Genomic DNA, 17,761 nt, shown 5'->3' on the forward strand with positions numbered 1-17,761 from the left:
TTCTTCTGCGACCTGCGGTTAGTGCAGCAGGAACAGGGTCGCCAGGCCGAGGAAGATAAAGAAGCCGCCCGTGTCGGTCAGCGCGGTGATCAGTACGCTTGAACCCACCGCCGGGTCGCGGTTCATTTTGGTCATCAGCAACGGGATCAGCACGCCCATCAGCGCGGCCAGCAGCAGGTTGAGCACCATCGCCAGCATCATCACGCCGCCCAGCGCCGGATTGCCGTACATCGCCCAGGTCACGCCGCCCATGATGCCGCCCCAGAACAGGCCGTTAATCAGCGCCACGCCGAGTTCGCGGCCAATCAGGAAGGAGAAGTTGCCGGGCTCGACCTGGTGCAGCGCCAGCGCACGGACGATCATGGTGATGGTCTGATTACCGGTGTTACCGCCAATGCCGGCGACGATCGGCATCAGCGTTGCCAGCGCCACCAGCTGCGCAATGGTCGCTTCAAACAGTCCGATTACCCGTGAGGCCACAAACGCGGTGCAGAGGTTGACCGCCAGCCATGTCCAGCGGTTACGTACCGCTTTACGCACCGGGGCAAACACGTCCTCATCGGGGTTGACGCCGCCCATTTTACGGATGCTGCTGTCATTCTCCTCGCGCACCAGATCGAGCACGTCCTCCACGGTAACGCGGCCGATCAGTTTGCCCTTGGCATCGACTACGGCGGCAGAGATCAGGTTATAGCGCTCGAACGAGCCTGCGGCCTCTTCGGCTTTGTCATCAATCAAAAAGGTGGTGGGATGGGGGTTCATCACTTCAAACACCCTCCTCTCCGGGGTGTTCAGCAAAATATCGGTTAATGGCAGTTCGCCGAGCAGGGTATTGTTTTTGTCGGTGATAAACAGTTTATCGGTGCCGCCGGGGATCGCTTTACGCCGCCGCAGAAAACGCTGCACGGTGGCCAGGCTTACGTCCGCCCTTACCGTCAGCAGCTTGAAGTCCATGATGCGGCCAACGCGGTCGCGGTCAAAATTGATGACGTCGAGCACGCGTGAGCGCATCGAAGCGGGCAGCGAGGTCAGCAGCCGGCCGGTGAGGTCGCGTGACAGGTATTTCGCCAGCCACGCCTGGTCGTCGATATCCAGCGGCGCGATGGCGCGCAGCAGGTCGCGGTCGCTCATCTCCTCGATCAGGCTTTCCCACACGCTCTCGGAGGCTTCCACCAGCACCAGGCCGCGCCGGTCGTTGCCTACCAGTTTCCACAGCGCCAGGCGCTGCTCCTCCGGCAGTGCTTCCAGCAGGTCGGCGATATCGGCGGGGTGCAGCAGCGGCAGGATTTGCCCGATTTCGTCTATCTGTTGCTGCTGGTGGGCGTCCGTCTCCTGACGTTGCAGCAGGGCATCGACCAGGTCGTCATCGGTGAGAAGCAGGTTGAGAAGGCGGCTACGAATTTCGGCCAGTTGCTGAACGTGAGAGGGCACAACAGACATACAACGTCCTTGAGTCTGGGAAGCGAAAACAGAGCTTAAGCGTAGCTGATTTTAGCCATACGGGGGTCAGTGAACTGCAATCTGCCGGGGGCGTACTTACGTCGCGATCGCGCTAACGTTCAGTGCTGAGGGTGGGCACCGGGGCGTTTTGCCGTTGCTGATGATGTTCAATGGCACCGGGGATCACAAAAATCAGCCGTCCGGCCAGAATGATAAAGCTGACCAGCAGCACCACGCGGGTCATACGACCTGTTCTGGAGCGTTTTCTGAATGTCATAGCGTTACTCACGCAGGGTTTCCTTTTAATGCCCGCAGGCGGTGGTTAATTTAGACACAGCCCGGCGGAGAGGTCAATGCGCACTTTTTGCCTTACAAGAAAATTGAGATGAAAATATTGTCGTGCGATGGCAGCAGTTTAACGGATTAGTGCGGTGTTCAGTCCGCCAGTCATGTTAAAGTTGATCTGCATCAATCAATTCTTCACTTTGCCACCTACTATTACGCCGCAGTAAGTTAGTGAATTCCCGTAATCATCCAGTATAATTTATCTGTAACAGTGGCAAAAACCTGCGCAGTCTTTCGAACATCACGATAACAACAATGAAAAAATCTGTTTTCCTCAAATCCTTCATCGCCCGTTTCTGGGGATTACCCCTGCTACTGGCGCTGCTGCTGTTGCCTGCCGCATCGCTGCTTTCGGTCAGATTATGGCTGCCGATGGGCTATGTCTATCTGATCTATCTGCCGCTGGCGCTGGCCATCGCACTGTTGATGGTGTTCAACTGGGCGGCGCTGCCCGGCATTGCCGCGGCGCTGAGCCTGTACTATTTCCAGCGTTATACCGGGCCGCAGGCGGCGGTGATTGTCGCTATTTTTCTGGTAACCCTGGTGGTGTGCTGGGCGGGCTATACCTGGCAGGCGGGCCGCCCCTGGCGGGACAGCCTGGCCGACGTGCATGTGGCGGCGCTGCGCCTGTTCTGGCTGGCTTTCGCCATGCCGACGCTGTTTATTGTGCTGATGCAGGCGGTGATGCCGCTGAATATTCTGCCGCTAAGCCGCTCCGTTTTTCCGGCCGATCTGTTTTCGCTGCACACCTTGCTTAACTATCAGTCGGTACTGCTGGCGTCGCTGTCGCTGACCCATCCGTTCTATTTTTTGATTCGCATCGTGCGTAACCCGCGCTTTATTCGCACCCTGAAGCGCCGTTGCCACGATCAGTTTGCCGCCGGGGTGACGCTGAAAGAGTGGCTGCTGTGGTTACTGCTGGTCGGGTTCCTGCTGGTGATGCTCACGCAGTTCAGTTCCAGCAAAGAAAATCTGCTGGCGACCGATTACGGCATTCCGCTGCTGCTGCCGCTGATGCTGTGGGCGGCGACCCGGTTCGGCTATCTGTTTACCTCGCTGAGCTGGGGCACGCTGCTGGTGGTACTTTACCAGCTGCGTGACCGCTTCCTGACGCCGGCGACGGAGCCGCATCATCTGGCGGTGATCTCTGCCAATCTGCTGGTGTTTACGCTGACCATCCTGTTGATGTCGGCGATCAGCACCCGTCAGCGGCGGTTGCTGAGAAAGGCGCGGCAGATGGCCTTAACCGATCCGGTGATCGGCCTGCTTAACGTGCGCGCGCTCGGCCAGCACCTTACCGAACAGAGTGGGTCGGTGCTTTGCTATATCCGTATTCCCGATCTGGACCGCCTGAGCCGTACCTACGGCCTGCAGTTGCGCATTGAGTACAAACGCAACCTCGCCCGCCACCTTGCACCCTGGCTGCAGCCGGGGGAGGGGATTTATCAGCTGCCGGGCTTTGACCTGGTGCTGCGCCTGAAGCTGCCGTGCTATGCGGCGCGGATTGAGGGGCTGGAAGTTCGGCTGAAGGAGTATCAGCTGAGTTGGGACGGGTTGCCGATCCATCCTGACGTCGGCATCAGTTACTGTAGCGTGTATCCGCCGGTGACCTGGTTGTACGAGCTGCTGGGGGAGTTAAGCGCGATGGCGGAGGTGTCATTGCACAGCGGACACGCGGAGAATCTGCAGCAGAAGCTCAACGTGCCGGCACAACGGCAACTGAGCGAAAAGCTGGCGATGGTGCAGGATATCCAGCTGGCGCTGAAAAATGACGGTTTCCATCTGATGACGCAGAAAATTCAGGGCGTACGGGGTGATGACTACTACGAAATTCTGCTGCGGATGGTCAATATCGAGGGAGAGCATATTAAACCGGCGGATTTCCTGCCGGTGGTGCAGGAGTTTGGCCTGACCTGGGAAGTGGATCGGCTGGTGCTGGATCGGACCCTGACCTTTATTGCCCGCCATCGCGAGCAACTGCCGGGGATTCGCTTTGCGGTTAACCTGTTTGCTGCCTCGTTATGCCGTCCGAAGCTGGCGCAGGAGATCGCCGCCCGTCTGGAGGCCAGCCAGATTGAGCCGTGGCAGCTGATCGTTGAGGTGCAGGAGTCGCCGATATTCAACGGTTACAGCTGGGGCAACCGCACCATTGCCCAGCTGCGGCAGCTGGGCTGCCGTGTAGCGATAGACGATTTTGGTACCGGCCACGCCAGTTATTCACACCTGAAACAGGTGCAGGTCGACATGCTGAAAATTGACGGCAGCTTCGTGCGCAATATGCTGCACAGCAGCCTCGATTATCAGATCATCGAGTCGATCTGCGTGATCTCCCGGCTGAAAAGAATGCAGATTGTCGCCGAGTTTGTCGACACGGAAGAGACGGCCAGCGCGCTGCGCAAGCTGGGGGTGGACTATCTGCAGGGCTATCTGTTCGGTGCGCCGGTACCCCTGGCTGAGCTGGTCTCCGGCCAGGCGGAGACCCGTCGCTGAATCAGGCTTTCACGCTGCCCTTCTGCGCCAGAAGGGTGGCAAAACGCAGCGAGATCCGTTGCCCCTGCGCGTCGGTTCTGTGCAGCTGGCCGACGTTTTCGTTGTATTTAACGATATGCCATTTGCGGTAATAGTTGCTCAGCTCGCCGGATTTAAAGGTGAAGGGGAAGCCCTGCGTGCAGGGATAGTCGCTGGTGTCCATTGCCGCCACGATCAGGTTGTAGCCGTCCCTGACGGTGCTGGCCTGCATATCCGCAATCAGCTGCGGTATGGTTTCGGGCTGTAAAAACATCATCACTACCGTTGACAGCACCAGCTCGTAGCTGCCGTTAAAGCGCAGGTCGTTGAGGTCCTGCTGTGCGGTGCTGATGCCGGTCAGCTGTTCCGCGTCGATAATATGGTTAAGCGTCGCCAGGCTGGCCGGGTTTTTATCCCAGGCCGTCACCGTAAAGCCGTGGCTGTTCAGGAACAGGGCGTTGCGTCCGCTGCCGCAGCCTACGTCAAGGGCGTGACCAGGGGTAAGCTGTGGCAGGGCGGCCACCACTTCCGAATGCGGGGCGGTAAGCTGATATTTTTCACTAAAGAAGGTGTCGGATCTTGCGGTCATGGTGTTAGGGTCACGATAAGTTGAACAGGTTCAGGCGAGCCCGAACCTGCGGGGCTCGCCTGAGGATCAGGACTCTTCCTGAATAGTGAGCTGCCAGCCCACCACTTCATTCCAGTAAATCTGCTCGCGTTCCAGATCCAGCTGCACCAGGTTGTTCTGGCTGAAGTAGTCACGCGGGAAGGTCAGGGTCCAGTGGCCTTCGTCGGTGGTGAGCGTTAACTTTTCAGGGCGCGTGGTGGCCTGGCGCTGGTTGTTCAGCAGCGTGCCAAGGCGCAGCAGGAACACCATCGGCAGGAACTGCTTGCGCTTGAACAGCGTCAGGCGCGGCAAATCGTCCACTTTCACCGCCTTACGGTGGTAGCGTACCAGCGTTGCCAGCAGCAGTTGTTGATCCTGAGTAAATCCTGGCAGGTTGGTGTACTGCAGAATGTAGGCCGAGTGGCGCTGCATGCCGCTGTGGTTGATGGTCAGCCCTACCTCGTGCAGCATCGCCGCCCACTTCAGCAGCGCGGCCAGCTGCGGATTGGCCTGACGGGTGTTCTGCGCGTGCCACTGGTCGTACAGCTCAACCGTGGTTTCCAGCACCCGCCGCGCCTGATCGCTGTCGATGGCGTAGTGGTTTGCCAGGCTCTGCGCGGTGCGGCTGCGGATATCCTGGTGGCGGAAACGGCCTTCCATCTCGTACAGCACGCCTTCACGCAGCGCGCCGTCGGAAAGACGCAGTTCACGGATCGCCAGCGCATCGAACACGCCGCACAGGATGGCGAGGCCCGGCACAAAAACGCTTTTGCGATCTTCAGACAGCCCCGGCAGGCTCAGCGCGTCAAAAGATTTGTGCTTAAGCACTTCATCGCACAGCCTTTCCAGCCGTTCCGGCGTGACCAGTTTGTCTTTCTCACCCATCGCCACCAGCACTTCACAGGCGGCTTTAATGGTGCCTGACGCGCCCAGCGCGTACTGCCAGCCCATCAGGCGATACTGCCAGGCGAGGGTCTCCAGCTTCTGCACGGCGGCCAGCCGGGCGCGGCGGAAGTTCTCTTTGCTGATTGCTCCCTCCGGAAAGTAGAGATTGGCAAAGCTGACGCAGCCCATGCGGCGGCTTTCCACCAGCTTTGGCTCAAAGTCCTCGCCGATCACCAGCTCGGTCGAACCACCGCCGATGTCGATCACCAGTTTACGGCCTTTCTCCGGCTGGGTATGTTCCACGCCCATAAAGATCAGGCGCGCTTCCTCGTGCCCGGAGATCACTTCGATCGGATAGGGGATCACGTCTGCGGCACGCTGCAGGAAATCCTCGGCGTTCACCGCCTGGCGCAGGGTGTGGGTACCGGCGATAGTCACGTTGGCCGGGCTGAAGCCCTGCAGACGTTCGGCAAACAGCGCCAGGCAGCTCAGCCCGCGCTGGATCGCCTCTTCACTCAGCACGTTATTGCTGTCCAGCCCGTCTGCCAGGTGCACCCGCTGCTTAAGGCGGCCGAGCACCTGCATGGCACCGTCCACTACGCGGGCAATCACCATGTGAAAACTGTTCGAACCCAGGTCGATAGCGGCGAACTCCTGTGGCCTGGGCGTACTTTTATGGGATATTGGCATAGTTAATTAGTCTGGTTGCTCAAGGGATTTGATGTAGTCGTAAATAGCCAGCTGTGCGCGCACCTTACGGCGGTTGCCGCGCGGCACGTAGCGGTTGCTCAGCTCTTTATCAACGTAGCGTGCCTTCATGGTGTCGCTCAGCAGCAGCGCGATGATATCCAGCACGCGCTGTTTCAACACCGGGTCAAGCAGGGCAACGGCCACCTCAATACGGTGATCGATATTACGGGTCATCCAGTCTGCGGATGAAAGGAAGACTTTTTTGTCACCGCCGTTATCGAAAATATAGACGCGATCGTGTTCAAGATAACGGTCAACGATGCTGATGACACGAATATTTTCGCTGATGCCTTCCAGATTGGGGATCAGCGAGCACATGCCGCGGACCAGCAAATCGACTTTTACCCCGCAGCTGGAGGCGGCGTACAGGCGATCGACCAGCCCTTTGTCCACCAGGTTATTGATTTTGAGCGTGATGCCGGCAGGTATCCCTTTCTGCGCGTTGGCGATCTCGTTATCAACCAGCTGGTAAAGCATCTGCCGGGAGTTCTGCGGTGACACCATCAGATACTCGAAGGTCACCGGGCGGTACGGGTTTTCAATAAAGTTAAACACCCGGCGTACTTCGTTGGTGATGCGCGCGTCAGCGGTCAGCAGCGAGTAGTCGGTGTAGATGCGGGCGGTTTTCTCGTTAAAGTTACCGGTACCGATATGTGCATAGCGCACCACGTTGTCGCCTTCCTTACGGGAGATCAGGAACAGCTTGGCGTGAATTTTCAGCCCCGGGGCGGAGAAGATCACGTGAACACCGGCTTCGGTCAGGCGTTTGGCCCAGTGGATATTGGCCTCTTCATCGAAGCGCGCCTGCAGCTCAACCACTACCGTGACCTTTTTGCCGTTATAGGCGGCGTGGATCATCGCATCCATGATGCGCGAGTGCTTGGCCACGCGGTAGATGTTGATCTTGATCGCCAGCACCGCCGGGTCGAACGACGCCTGACGCAGCAGCTCCAGCACGTGCTCAAAGGTGTGGTACGGATAGTAGAGCAGCACGTCGCGATTGCGGATGGCATCGAAGCCGTTGCGGAAGCGATCGAACCAGACGTGACGCAGCTGCGGCAGGGGTTTGTTAACCAGGTTGGCTTTGCCGACGTTCGGGAAGCCGATAAAGTCTTTAAAGTTGTGGTAGCGGCCGCCCGGCACCACCGAATCCTGACTGGAGATATTCAGCTTCTGGCGCAGCAGCTCGACCATCGCGTTGGGCATATCGCGCTGATAAACAAAACGCACCGGTTCAGCGTTGAGGCGCTGTTTCAGGCTGGATGACATCAGTTCCAGCAGGCTGGACTCCATTTCGCTGACCAGATCGTATTCGGCGTCGCGGGTCATCTTCATCGAATAGGCGTTCAGCGCATCGTAGTCGAAGAAGCCGCGGAAGATATCGCCCAGGCAGTAGCGCAGAATGTTATCCAGCAGGATCATCGGCTTGCGACGGCGCGGCGTTTCCGGCGGCAGGTTAACGAAGCGGGGCACTTTGTCAGACGGAATTTCCAGCAGCGCGTAACGCGTATCCTCACCGCGGATAATCTCTACCGCCAGGTAGGTGTAATCATCCTTAAGGAATTCGATCAGGTCGGTGTCGTGGTTTATCAGGATAGGCGTGATGTGCTGGCGCAGATGATGTTTAAAGTAGTGGCGCAGCCAGCTTTGCTGATTCGGTGAGAGCTGGCGTTCGTTAATCAGGAAGATCTGATTACGCGCCATTTCCAGCAGCAGGTCGTTATAGAGGCCGTCAAACTCCTGATCGGCCTTCAGCACCCGCGCCTGAATTTTTTTCAACAGGTGACGCGGCGTGCTTGGTGAACCCTGCTCTTCGCCGATCAGAATGCGGCGTTTCAGGTCGGCAAAGCGAACCTTGTAGAACTCTTCGAGGTTATTGGAGTAGATCCCTAAAAAGCGCATACGCTCGATCAGCGGGTTGGTTTTGTCCGCTGCTTCCTGTAACACCCGCTCGTTAAAGCAAAGCCAGCTTAACTCTTTCTCTATATACAGCTTTTCCTGACCCATTTTTACTCCGTTTGGCTGCTTCAGGATTAAGGTATCCATTATTCTGAAACATTATGGCGAGAGTATGGCAGCGTTGTCTATCGTGCGACGATTGTTGATTGTCTTATTAACGACATACGGGCACCATAGCGCCCAGACTCCCTAATGGAAACCCGATCCGGTATGACTGAACACCCCATTGCCGTTCCCGACAACGCCCGCCGCCGCCAGTTGACCGACTGGCTGACGCGGCGCGTGGTGACCGCGAGCGGGGTCGCCATTCTGCTGGTGATGATGCTGCTGTTTTTCTGGCTGATCTGGGTGGTGGTGCCGCTGTTTATTGCGCCGTCCATGCAGCAGGGTACGGTGATTGCCCTCGGCCCGAGCCAGCCCGTCGTTGCCATGGGCAGCGATAAAGCACAGCAGTGGGGCTGGCGCATTGACAACCAGGGCCGCGGGCGCTTTATTTCGCTGACCGGTAAACCAGAGCAGGCCCCGGCCGCGCTGCTGGCCGGGCCGGTGGTCGCCAGCCGCAGCAGCGATAATCAGAGCGTGCTGCTGCTGGCGGAGAACGGCAGCCTGCAGCTGGTGCAGCCGCTGTTTGCCCGCGATCGCCCCCCCGCCTGGCATTTTCCGTTGGGCGGCGTCCCGCTGTCGGTAGGGGAAACGCGCGTGCATCAGCTCAGTGTAGCCCAGTCGGCTGCCGACAGCTGGCGGGTGGCGCTGGCCGGTGACGACCACATTACCCTGGTGCAGCTGCAGCAGGGGCAGCCGGCGCAGAGCACGCGCATCAACCTGCGTAACGTCAGCCAGATGCTGCTGTCACCCGACGGCAATCTGCTGTTTGCATTGTCGGGGGTTCAGCTGCGCGTCTGGCGGCTCGGGCAGGGTGCACCGCAGCTGCGTGATGCGCTGACCTTAGCCCGCCCGGCGAACAGTATGGCGATCCTCAGCGGCGGCAGCTCGCTGCTGATCGCCGACGAGAGTGCGGTGACGCAGTGGTTTGACGTGGCCGGCCCCGCCGGACCGCATTTACGCCAGATCCGCAGCTTCGACGGCGCGCGCTGGCAGCCGCTGCTGATCGCTGAACCACACCGTCGCGTGTTTGCCACCCTCAGCCCGCAGGGCGAGCTGGAGCTGTACGCCAGCAAACAGCCGGGTGCGGTGCTCACCCACATGCTGCCCGCGGGTGCCACCTTTGCGCAGTTCAGTCCGGAAGGCGACGGTCTGCTGCTGGAGCGCGAGGGCAGCTGGCTGCACTACCGGCTGGATAATCCCTGGCCGGACCTGAGCTGGAACAGCCTGTGGCAGAAAGTCTGGTATGAAAACTACCCGGCACCGGACTACGTCTGGCAGTCCACCTCCGCCAACGACTATTACCAGGGTAAATTCAGCCTGGTACCGATGGTGGCCGGCACGCTGAAAGCCGCCGGGCTGGCGATGCTGTTTGCCACGCCGCTGGCGCTGGCGGCGGCGATGTATACCGCCTGGTTTATGTCACCGGCGCTGCGGCGCTGGGTAAAACCGACCATTGAGATGATGGGCGCGCTGCCCAGCGTGGTGATTGGCCTGATCGCCGGGCTGTGGCTGGCGCCTGAGGTGGCCAGCCGCCTCTCCGGCGTACTGCTGCTGCCGCTGATGCTGGCGCTGGTGTTGCTGCTGTGTGGCTGGACCGTGCAGCGGCTGCCCGCCCGCTGGCGGCGCGGGCTGCTCGGCGAAGGGCGGGAGGTGATTATCCTGCTGCCGCTGCTGCTGCTGACCGCGCTGTTCTGTCTGTGGGCGGTGCCGCTGGCCGAGCAGGCGCTGTGGGGGCAGGGGCTGGCCGATCGTCTGAGCGGCGGCTATCAGCAGCGTAACCTGCTGATCGCCGGCGTGGCGATGGGCTTTGCGCTGGTGCCGCTGATCTTCACCCTGGCCGAGGATGCTATCTTCAGCGTGCCGGTCTCGCTGGGGCAGGGGTCGCTGGCGCTGGGGGCTACCCAGTGGCAAACCCTGACGCGGGTGGTACTGCCCGGTGCGTCGTCCGGCATTTTTGCCGCGCTGATGATAGGTTTTGGCCGCGCGCTGGGCGAGACGATGATCGTGCTGATGGCCACCGGTAACACGCCGATCACCGACGGTGGCCTGTTTGACGGGCTGCGCTCGCTGGCCGCTAACGTGGCGGTGGAGATGCCGGAAGCAGCGGCGGGCAGCGGTCATTATCGTATTCTGTTCCTGTCGGCGCTGGTGCTGCTGATCTTCACGCTGGTGGTGAATACCCTGGCGGAGATGGTGCGGCAGCGGCTGCGGCAGCGCTACGGCCAGCAGGAGGTGCAGGGATGATCAACGCGGCTAACAATAACCACCGCTGGCGCTGGCTGACCGGCGGCGCGGTGGCGTTCAGCCTGCTGGCGTTTGTGCTGCTGATCGGCCTGCTCGGCTGGCAGGGGCTTCGCTACTTCTGGCCGCAGCCGGTGGCGCTGATGGCGGTCAGTACCCCTGACGGACAGAGTTTTCTGCTGGGTGAGATTGCCCAGACTCATCAGGTTTCCCGCCAGCAGCTGCAGGCCAGCGGCCTGCCGTTCACCGATAAGCTGCCCGATCCGGTGACCCGCTATCTGTTGAAAACCGGCAACCGTGATTTCGCCGCACCGGATTTCAGGCCGGTGCTCGCAAGCCAGGTGACCCGCATCAGCTATCCGCCGCAGGCGATGGTGCTGCAGCGCCGCTCAGGCGGTAACGCCTACGGCTGGTTTGAGGGGCTACGGGAAGGACAACAGCCGCTGATGGCGGAAAATCTGGCCCTCACTCTGCAGCAGCTGCTGCAGCAGACGAGTGAGCGCAGCGCCGAAGCGGACAGCCTGCGCCGGGTGCAGATGGCGCGGCTGAACGTGCAGCTGACCCAGCTGGACAGACGCCAGCAGCAACAGCGCGCCGGGCAGCGCTTCACCCCGCAGGCGCAGTCGGTCTATGAGGCCGATCGCGCCGAGCTGCAGCGCCAGTTCGACCGCTATGCCGCGCGGCTGGCGGCGCTGAACAGAGAGAGCGCCGAAACCACGCTGCTGCTGCGCGATGCGGCAGGCGTACAGCACAGCATCCCGCTGGTGCAGATTATTGCGGCCTGGCAGCCGAATACGATGAGCGTCTGGCAGAAGTGGCGGCACTTTGGCCAGCAGCTGTGGCATTTTGTCAGTGACTCAGGCGCGCAGAACCAACGCGACGGTGGCGTTTTTCCGGCGATTTTCGGCACGGTGCTGATGGTGTTGCTGATGTCGGTGGTGGTGATGCCGTTAGGGGTGATTGCCGCCATCTGGCTGCACGAGTATGCCGGCAACAACCTGCTGACGCGGCTGGTGCGCATTGCGGTGGTCAACCTCGCCGGGGTGCCGTCGATCGTCTATGGCGTCTTCGGGCTGGGCTTCTTTGTCTGGCTGGTCGGCGGCAGCGTCGACCGGCTGTTTTACGCCGGGTCGCTGCCCAATCCGACCTTTGGCACCCCCGGCCTGCTGTGGGCGTCGCTGACGCTGGCCCTGCTGACGCTGCCGGTGGTGATCGTGGCCACCGAAGAGGGGCTGTCGCGCATTCCGCCTTCGCTGCGCCAGGGCTCGCTGGCGCTGGGCGCCACCCAGGCGGAAACCCTGTGGCACGTGACCCTGCCGCTGGCGGTGCCGGCGATGCTCACCGGCCTGATCCTGGCGGTGGCCCGCGCGGCGGGAGAAACCGCGCCGCTGATGCTGGTGGGGGTGGTGAAAATGGTGCCGGAACTGCCGGTGGACGCGGTGTTCCCGTGGCTGCACCTCGACAGGAAATTTATGCACCTGGGCTTCCAGATCTACGATCTGGCATTCCAGAGCCCCAACGCCGAAGCCGACAAGCCGCTGGTTTTTGCCACCGCGCTGCTGCTGGTGCTGTTGATTCTGGGGCTGAACCTGGTGGCGATGCTGTTGCGCCACCGCCTGCGTGAGCGCTATCGTGCGCTGATGCACTAATACAGGATAAAGTGATGGTGGTAACGTTTGATGACGCGGATACCGCGCTTGAGATAGACAAACTCAGTTTATGGTACGGCAGCAAAACGGCGCTCAACGCCATCAGCCTGCGGGTGCCGAAGAACCGTATTACCGCGCTGATCGGCCCGTCCGGCTGCGGTAAATCGACGCTGCTGCGCTGCTTTAACCGTATGAACGACACCATCGACGGCTGCCGGATTGAAGGCGATATCCGCCTGCAGCAGCGGTCGATTCTTGGCAGCGGTCAGGATCTCTCTGCGCTGCGCCGCCGGGTGGGCATGGTGTTCCAGCGCCCTAATCCGTTCCCGAAAAGCATCTATGACAACGTGGTCTACGGCCTGCGCCTGCAGGGCATCCGCGACCGCCGCGTGCTGGATGAAACGGTGGAGCGCGCGCTGCGCGCCGCCGCGCTGTGGCCGGAAGTGAAGGATAACCTGTGGCAGAACGCGCTGACGCTTTCCAGCGGCCAGCAGCAGCGGCTGGTGATCGCCCGGGCGATCGCCATCGAACCGGAGGTGCTGCTGCTGGATGAGCCGACCTCGGCGCTGGATCCGATCTCCACGCTGGTGATCGAGGAGCTGATGAGCACGCTGAAGCAGCACTTCACCCTGGTGCTGGTGACTCACAATATGCAGCAGGCGGCGCGCGTCTCCGACTACACCGCGTTTATGCATCAGGGCAGCGTGGTGGAGTTTGGCGAAACCGACGACCTGTTTACCGCGCCGCGCCAGCGCAAAACGGAAGACTATATTACCGGGCGGTTTGGCTGACCGGCGGGGCGGGGCCACTCTCCCCGCCGCGTCCTTTCTCCCTCAGGTCGCACCCTACCTGGCCTGTAATCAGGCATCATACCCGCCACGCTACCTCCCCGAACGCATCCGCCGTTGATTTTTCTGACCTCCGCCCCATCCGCAGGCGGGCATCCCTGGCGGCGGCTTTGCCCCGCTGATTATTACTGCACTCTACCGCGGATCGGGTTCTGTTCTGTGGGTGTCAGGTTATATTGCGCTGACGTTGCTGGTGAGCGTTATTGCGGTGGGGGGTGTGCGGGAGACGGCGAAAAAACCGCTGAAGTAATGGCACGACGGGGCAGAATGGGCAGACGATCGTCTGCCCGTAGAGAACATCACTCGAACGCATGCCCTTCGGCAGGCAGGGGCTGGTCGTCAAGCCAGGCGGCATCATCGCGCATCGTCAGGCGGCCGTTGAGGAACCAGCCGATCGCCAGCGGATAAATCGCGTGCTCCTGATGCTGAACGCGGGCGGCGACGTCTTCCTCGCTGTCTTCCGCGAACACCGGCACTTTGGCCTGCAGGATCACCGGGCCACCGTCCAGCTCTTCGGTAACGAAGTGCACCGAGGTGCCGTGCTCGTTATCGCCGTTTTCAATCGCCTGGCGGTGCGTATGCAGCCCCGGGTATTTCGGCAGCAGCGACGGATGGATATTCAGCATCCGCCCGGCGTAGTGCTGAACAAACGCCGGGCTGAGGATGCGCATATAGCCGGCCAGCACCACCAGATCCGGCGCATAGGCGTCGATCTCCAGCATCAGCTGGCGGTCGAACGCTTCACGGTCGGCAAACTGGCTGGCAGCCAGCGCGTGGCCCGGGACGCCCGCGTCGCGGGCGCGCTCCAGGCCGAAGGCGGCCGCTTTATTGCTGAACACGGCGGCCACGCTGCCCGCGATGCGTCCCTGCTGGCAGGCGTCCAGGATTGCCTGTAAGTTGCTTCCATTGCCGGAAACCAGCACGACTATGCGTTTCATGCGTTAATAACCACACGCTCTTCAGAATCAGACGCTTTGATCACGCCGATCTTCCAGGCTTTTTCACCGGCAGCGGTCATCAGCTCTACGGCTTTATCCGCATCTGCCGGGGAGAGCGCAATCACCATGCCCACGCCACAGTTAAAGGTGCGGTACATCTCGTGACGGCTGACGTTACCCGCTTGCTGCATCCAGCCAAATACCGCCGGCCACTGCCAGCTTGACTCTTCGAGCACCGCCTGGGTGTTATCCGGCAGTACGCGCGGGATGTTTTCCCAGAAGCCGCCGCCGGTCAGGTGGGCGATGGCGTGCACGTCAACCTGCTCGATCAGGCTGAGGATGTTTTTCACGTAGATGCGGGTTGGGGCCAGCAGATGGTCGGTCAGCGTCTTGCCTTCCAGCTGGGTGGTTTCCGGGTCGGTGTTGCTGACTTCCAGAATTTTACGCACCAGCGAGTAGCCGTTAGAGTGCGGGCCGCTGGAGCCAAGGGCGATTAGCACGTCGCCGTCAGCCACTTTGCTGCCGTCGATGATTTCTGATTTTTCCACCACGCCGACGCAGAAACCGGCCACGTCATAATCTTCACCGTGGTACATGCCCGGCATTTCAGCGGTTTCGCCACCGACCAGCGCGCAGCCAGACTGTAAACAGCCTTCGGCGATGCCGGTGATCACGCTGGCCGCGGTATCCACGTCCAGTTTACCGGTCGCGTAATAGTCGAGGAAGAACAGCGGCTCCGCGCCCTGAACCACCAGATCGTTGACGCACATGGCGACCAGATCGATACCGATGGTGTCGTGGCGTTTCAGATCCATCGCCAGACGCAGCTTGGTGCCGACGCCGTCGGTGCCGGAAACCAGCACGGGTTCACGGTATTTCTGCGGCAGTGCACAAAGGGCACCGAAACCGCCCAGCCCACCCATCACTTCCGGGCGGCGGGTCTTTTTCACTACGCCTTTGATACGGTCGACTAAAGCGTTGCCTGCATCGATATCTACGCCGGCGTCTTTATAGCTGAGAGAGGTTTTGTCGGTCACTGCGAAATCCCCACGCGGTTTGCGGTTGGTGGTTTGAAAATAAAGCGCGGCAATTCTACCAGCGCAGGCAAACGTTTGCGAGCGCCATCTGCGCGTGCGTTGCGGATAGTCAGATTTTCGTTAATCCTTAGGGTGTGGCCGAAGAAGTGCAAACTATTGCGCTAAGACATATGGCGCTTGGGATAAATGGCGCTATAATCTCGCGATTTTTTTTTGCAGCTTAACACTCCGGGAGTACAACAATGAAGATCGTGGAAGTCAAACACCCGCTGGTCAAACATAAACTGGGTCTGATGCGTGAACATGACGTAAGCACCAAACGTTTTCGTGAACTGGCGTCAGAAGTGGGAAGTCTGCTGACTTATGAAGCAACCGCCGATCTGGAAACCGAGACCGTCACCATCGAAGGCTGGAACGGACCGGTACAGATTGAGCAGATCAAAGGCAAGAAGATCACCGTGGTGCCGATCCTGCGTGCCGGTCTCGGCATGATGGAAGGCGTGCTGGAGCACGTGCCAAGCGCGCGCATCAGCGTGGTCGGCGTCTACCGCGACGAAGAGACGCTGGAGCCGGTACCTTATTTCCAGAAGCTGGTGTCGAACATCGAAGAGCGCATGGCGCTGGTGGTTGACCCGATGCTGGCCACCGGTGGTTCGATGATTGCCACCATCGACCTGCTGAAAAAAGCCGGCTGTAACAGCATTAAGGTGCTGGTGCTGGTTGCGGCGCCGGAAGGCCTGGCCGCGCTGGAAAAAGCGCACCCGGACGTTGAGGTGTATACCGCGTCGGTGGATCAGGGCCTGAACGAGAAGGGGTATATCATCCCCGGCCTCGGCGACGCCGGCGATAAGATCTTCGGTACTAAGTAACTATGTTTCAGGCTATCTTACTTGCCATTTTGTACCCTGGCAGCGCTCGTGACCGTCACGTACTGATGGTACGCTCCGGTCCCTGCGCGCTGGCCGTGTCCAGACTGGCTGCGACGATAACGCCTGACCTGAAACACTCTTTTTTTTGAATAAGCCGACCGCAGAGTCGGCTTTTTTATGGCAAACACTCATAGGGGTATGAAAACATGACGCGTCGCGCAATTGGCGTACACGAGCGGCCACCGCTGCTGCAGACCATTCCACTCAGCTTCCAGCACCTGTTCGCCATGTTTGGCGCGACGGTACTGGTGCCGATCCTGTTCCACATCAACCCGGCCACCGTGCTGCTGTTCAACGGCATCGGTACGCTGCTGTATCTGTTTATCTGTAAAGGTAAAATTCCGGCGTACCTCGGTTCCAGCTTTGCCTTTATCTCCCCGGTGCTGCTGCTGCTGCCGCTGGGTTATGAAGTGGCGCTGGGCGGCTTTATCATGTGTGGCGTGCTGTTCTGCCTGGTGGCGTTGATTGTAAAGAAGGCCGGTACCGGCTGGCTGGACGTGATGTTCCCGCCGGCGGCGATGGGCGCGATTGTGGCGGTGATCGGCCTCGAGCTGGCGGGCATCGCGGCCGGTATGGCCGGCCTGCTGCCGGCTGACGGCGCAGCGGTGGACAGCAAAACCATTATTATTTCGCTGGTGACCCTGGGCGTTACCGTTTTTGGTTCGGTGCTGTTCCGCGGTTTCCTGGCGATTATCCCGATTCTGATCGGCGTGCTGGTCGGCTACGCGCTCTCCTACGGCATGGGCATTGTCGACTGGACCCCGGTGCAGAATGCGCCATGGTTCGCGCTGCCGACCTTCTACACCCCGCGCTTTGAGTGGTATGCCATTTTCACCATTCTCCCTGCGGCGCTGGTGGTGATTGCCGAGCACGTAGGCCACCTGGTGGTGACCGCGAACATCGTCAAAAAAGACCTGATGAAGGATCCGGGCCTGCACCGCTCGATGTTTGCTAACGGCATCTCCACGGTATTCTCCGGCTTCTTCGGCTCAACGCCGAACACCACCTACGGTGAAAACATCGGCGTGATGGCGATTACCCGCGTCTACAGTACCTGGGTGATCGGCGGCGCGGCGATCCTGGCGATCCTGCTCTCCTGCGTCGGTAAACTGGCGGCGGCGATTCAGGCGGTGCCGGTGCCGGTGATGGGCGGCGTCTCGCTGCTGCTGTACGGGGTGATTGGGGCTTCCGGCATCCGCGTGCTGATTGAATCAAAAGTGGATTACAACAAAGCGCAGAACCTGATCCTGACCTCGGTGATCCTGATTATCGGCGTCAGCGGTGCCAAGGTACATATCGGCGCGGCCGAACTGAAAGGGATGGCGCTGGCCACCATCGTTGGCGTGGGGCTGAGCCTGACCTTCAAAGTCATCAGCCTGTTCAGAAAAGAAGAAGAGGTGATCGACGTGGCGGACGAGCGCGGCGACGCGAAGTAACGTAGAACGGCGTATTATCCTCCGGAAAATCATGACCCAGGCTGTTAATAAACCTGGGTTTTTTATCAGGTTGCCATTACTCTA

13 protein-coding genes are annotated in these 17,761 nt (G+C 60.2%); 6 read left to right on the top strand and 7 right to left on the bottom strand.

The features are described from left to right. Positions 1–18: 18 nt before the first annotated feature. Together mgtE and GKQ23_RS07200 are read right to left on the bottom strand one after the other, a co-directional pair. Positions 19–1,440, bottom strand: a complete 1,422-nt coding sequence (gene mgtE, locus GKQ23_RS07195; RefSeq protein ID WP_101505180.1) for a magnesium transporter — start codon at positions 1,438–1,440, stop codon at positions 19–21. 112 nt (positions 1,441–1,552) lie between these two features. Then, positions 1,553–1,717 carry a YfgG family protein gene (locus tag GKQ23_RS07200; RefSeq protein ID WP_369814391.1) on the bottom strand — a complete coding sequence of 55 codons (165 nt, stop codon included), beginning with the start codon at positions 1,715–1,717 and terminating at the stop codon, positions 1,553–1,555. 323 nt (positions 1,718–2,040) lie between these two features. Here GKQ23_RS07200 and GKQ23_RS07205 point away from each other — a divergent pair, with 323 nt between their 5' ends. Continuing rightward, complete coding sequence (locus GKQ23_RS07205; protein WP_146005431.1) at positions 2,041–4,275, top strand: EAL domain-containing protein; 2,235 nt, start codon at positions 2,041–2,043, stop codon at positions 4,273–4,275. A gap of 1 nt (position 4,276) precedes the next feature. On the opposite strand, the gene tehB is transcribed toward GKQ23_RS07205, so the two are convergent. From tehB to ppk1, 3 genes are all read right to left on the bottom strand, one after another. Next, positions 4,277–4,882, bottom strand: a complete 606-nt coding sequence (tehB, locus tag GKQ23_RS07210) for a tellurite resistance methyltransferase TehB (protein WP_056238982.1) — start codon at positions 4,880–4,882, stop codon at positions 4,277–4,279. Between the two features lie 66 nt (positions 4,883–4,948). Further along, complete coding sequence (gene ppx / locus GKQ23_RS07215; RefSeq protein ID WP_056238984.1) at positions 4,949–6,475, bottom strand: exopolyphosphatase; 1,527 nt, start codon at positions 6,473–6,475, stop codon at positions 4,949–4,951. A 6-nt stretch (positions 6,476–6,481) separates the two neighbouring features. Continuing rightward, positions 6,482–8,542, bottom strand: a complete 2,061-nt coding sequence (ppk1, locus tag GKQ23_RS07220; protein WP_056238987.1) for a polyphosphate kinase 1 — start codon at positions 8,540–8,542, stop codon at positions 6,482–6,484. Positions 8,543–8,686: 144 nt separating this feature from the next. On the opposite strand from ppk1, the gene GKQ23_RS07225 reads away from it, so the two are divergent. Genes GKQ23_RS07225 through pstB form a run of 3 tightly spaced genes read left to right on the top strand, consistent with a single transcriptional unit; the run spans position 8,687 to position 13,280 of the window. Next, positions 8,687–10,843, top strand: coding sequence for an ABC transporter permease subunit (locus tag GKQ23_RS07225; protein ID WP_212410149.1), 2,157 nt, complete (start codon positions 8,687–8,689; stop codon positions 10,841–10,843). Continuing rightward, complete coding sequence (gene pstA / locus GKQ23_RS07230; protein WP_101505181.1) at positions 10,840–12,489, top strand: phosphate ABC transporter permease PstA; 1,650 nt, start codon at positions 10,840–10,842, stop codon at positions 12,487–12,489. The genes GKQ23_RS07225 and pstA overlap by 4 nt, the downstream gene beginning before the upstream one ends. A gap of 14 nt (positions 12,490–12,503) precedes the next feature. Next, a complete protein-coding gene (gene pstB, locus GKQ23_RS07235) occupies positions 12,504–13,280 on the top strand; it encodes a phosphate ABC transporter ATP-binding protein PstB (RefSeq protein WP_212410150.1) in 777 nt (258 codons plus the stop codon). Between the two features lie 356 nt (positions 13,281–13,636). On the opposite strand, the gene purN is transcribed toward pstB, so the two are convergent. Together purN and purM are read right to left on the bottom strand one after the other, a co-directional pair. Beyond that, complete coding sequence (purN, locus tag GKQ23_RS07240; protein WP_212410151.1) at positions 13,637–14,275, bottom strand: phosphoribosylglycinamide formyltransferase; 639 nt, start codon at positions 14,273–14,275, stop codon at positions 13,637–13,639. After that, positions 14,272–15,312: a phosphoribosylformylglycinamidine cyclo-ligase gene (purM, locus tag GKQ23_RS07245; protein ID WP_056239001.1), complete on the bottom strand. Its 1,041-nt coding sequence runs from the start codon at positions 15,310–15,312 to the stop codon at positions 14,272–14,274. The genes purN and purM overlap by 4 nt, the downstream gene beginning before the upstream one ends. A gap of 242 nt (positions 15,313–15,554) precedes the next feature. Between purM and upp the strand changes: the two genes are divergently transcribed. Then, on the top strand, positions 15,555–16,181 hold the full coding sequence (upp, locus tag GKQ23_RS07250; RefSeq protein ID WP_056239002.1) for a uracil phosphoribosyltransferase: 627 nt from the start codon (positions 15,555–15,557) through the stop codon (positions 16,179–16,181). Positions 16,182–16,387: 206 nt separating this feature from the next. After that, the gene (gene uraA, locus GKQ23_RS07255; RefSeq protein WP_056239005.1) at positions 16,388–17,677 is read left to right on the top strand and encodes a uracil permease; all 1,290 of its coding nucleotides are present in this window, start codon (positions 16,388–16,390) and stop codon (positions 17,675–17,677) included. Positions 17,678–17,761 lie beyond the last annotated feature (84 nt).

The sequence above is a fragment of the Erwinia sp. E602 genome, assembly GCF_018141005.1.
GTDB lineage: Bacteria > Pseudomonadota > Gammaproteobacteria > Enterobacterales > Enterobacteriaceae > Erwinia.

Coding starts and splice junctions, on each gene's coding strand:
- mgtE (WP_101505180.1), bottom strand. CDS start 1,440: ATGTCTGTTGTGCCCTCTCACGTTCAGCAACTGGCCGAAATTCGTAGC.
- GKQ23_RS07200 (WP_369814391.1), bottom strand. CDS start 1,717: ATGACATTCAGAAAACGCTCCAGAACAGGTCGTATGACCCGCGTGGTG.
- GKQ23_RS07205 (WP_146005431.1), top strand. CDS start 2,041: ATGAAAAAATCTGTTTTCCTCAAATCCTTCATCGCCCGTTTCTGGGGA.
- tehB (WP_056238982.1), bottom strand. CDS start 4,882: ATGACCGCAAGATCCGACACCTTCTTTAGTGAAAAATATCAGCTTACC.
- ppx (WP_056238984.1), bottom strand. CDS start 6,475: ATGCCAATATCCCATAAAAGTACGCCCAGGCCACAGGAGTTCGCCGCT.
- ppk1 (WP_056238987.1), bottom strand. CDS start 8,542: ATGGGTCAGGAAAAGCTGTATATAGAGAAAGAGTTAAGCTGGCTTTGC.
- GKQ23_RS07225 (WP_212410149.1), top strand. CDS start 8,687: ATGGAAACCCGATCCGGTATGACTGAACACCCCATTGCCGTTCCCGAC.
- pstA (WP_101505181.1), top strand. CDS start 10,840: ATGATCAACGCGGCTAACAATAACCACCGCTGGCGCTGGCTGACCGGC.
- pstB (WP_212410150.1), top strand. CDS start 12,504: ATGGTGGTAACGTTTGATGACGCGGATACCGCGCTTGAGATAGACAAA.
- purN (WP_212410151.1), bottom strand. CDS start 14,275: ATGAAACGCATAGTCGTGCTGGTTTCCGGCAATGGAAGCAACTTACAG.
- upp (WP_056239002.1), top strand. CDS start 15,555: ATGAAGATCGTGGAAGTCAAACACCCGCTGGTCAAACATAAACTGGGT.
- uraA (WP_056239005.1), top strand. CDS start 16,388: ATGACGCGTCGCGCAATTGGCGTACACGAGCGGCCACCGCTGCTGCAG.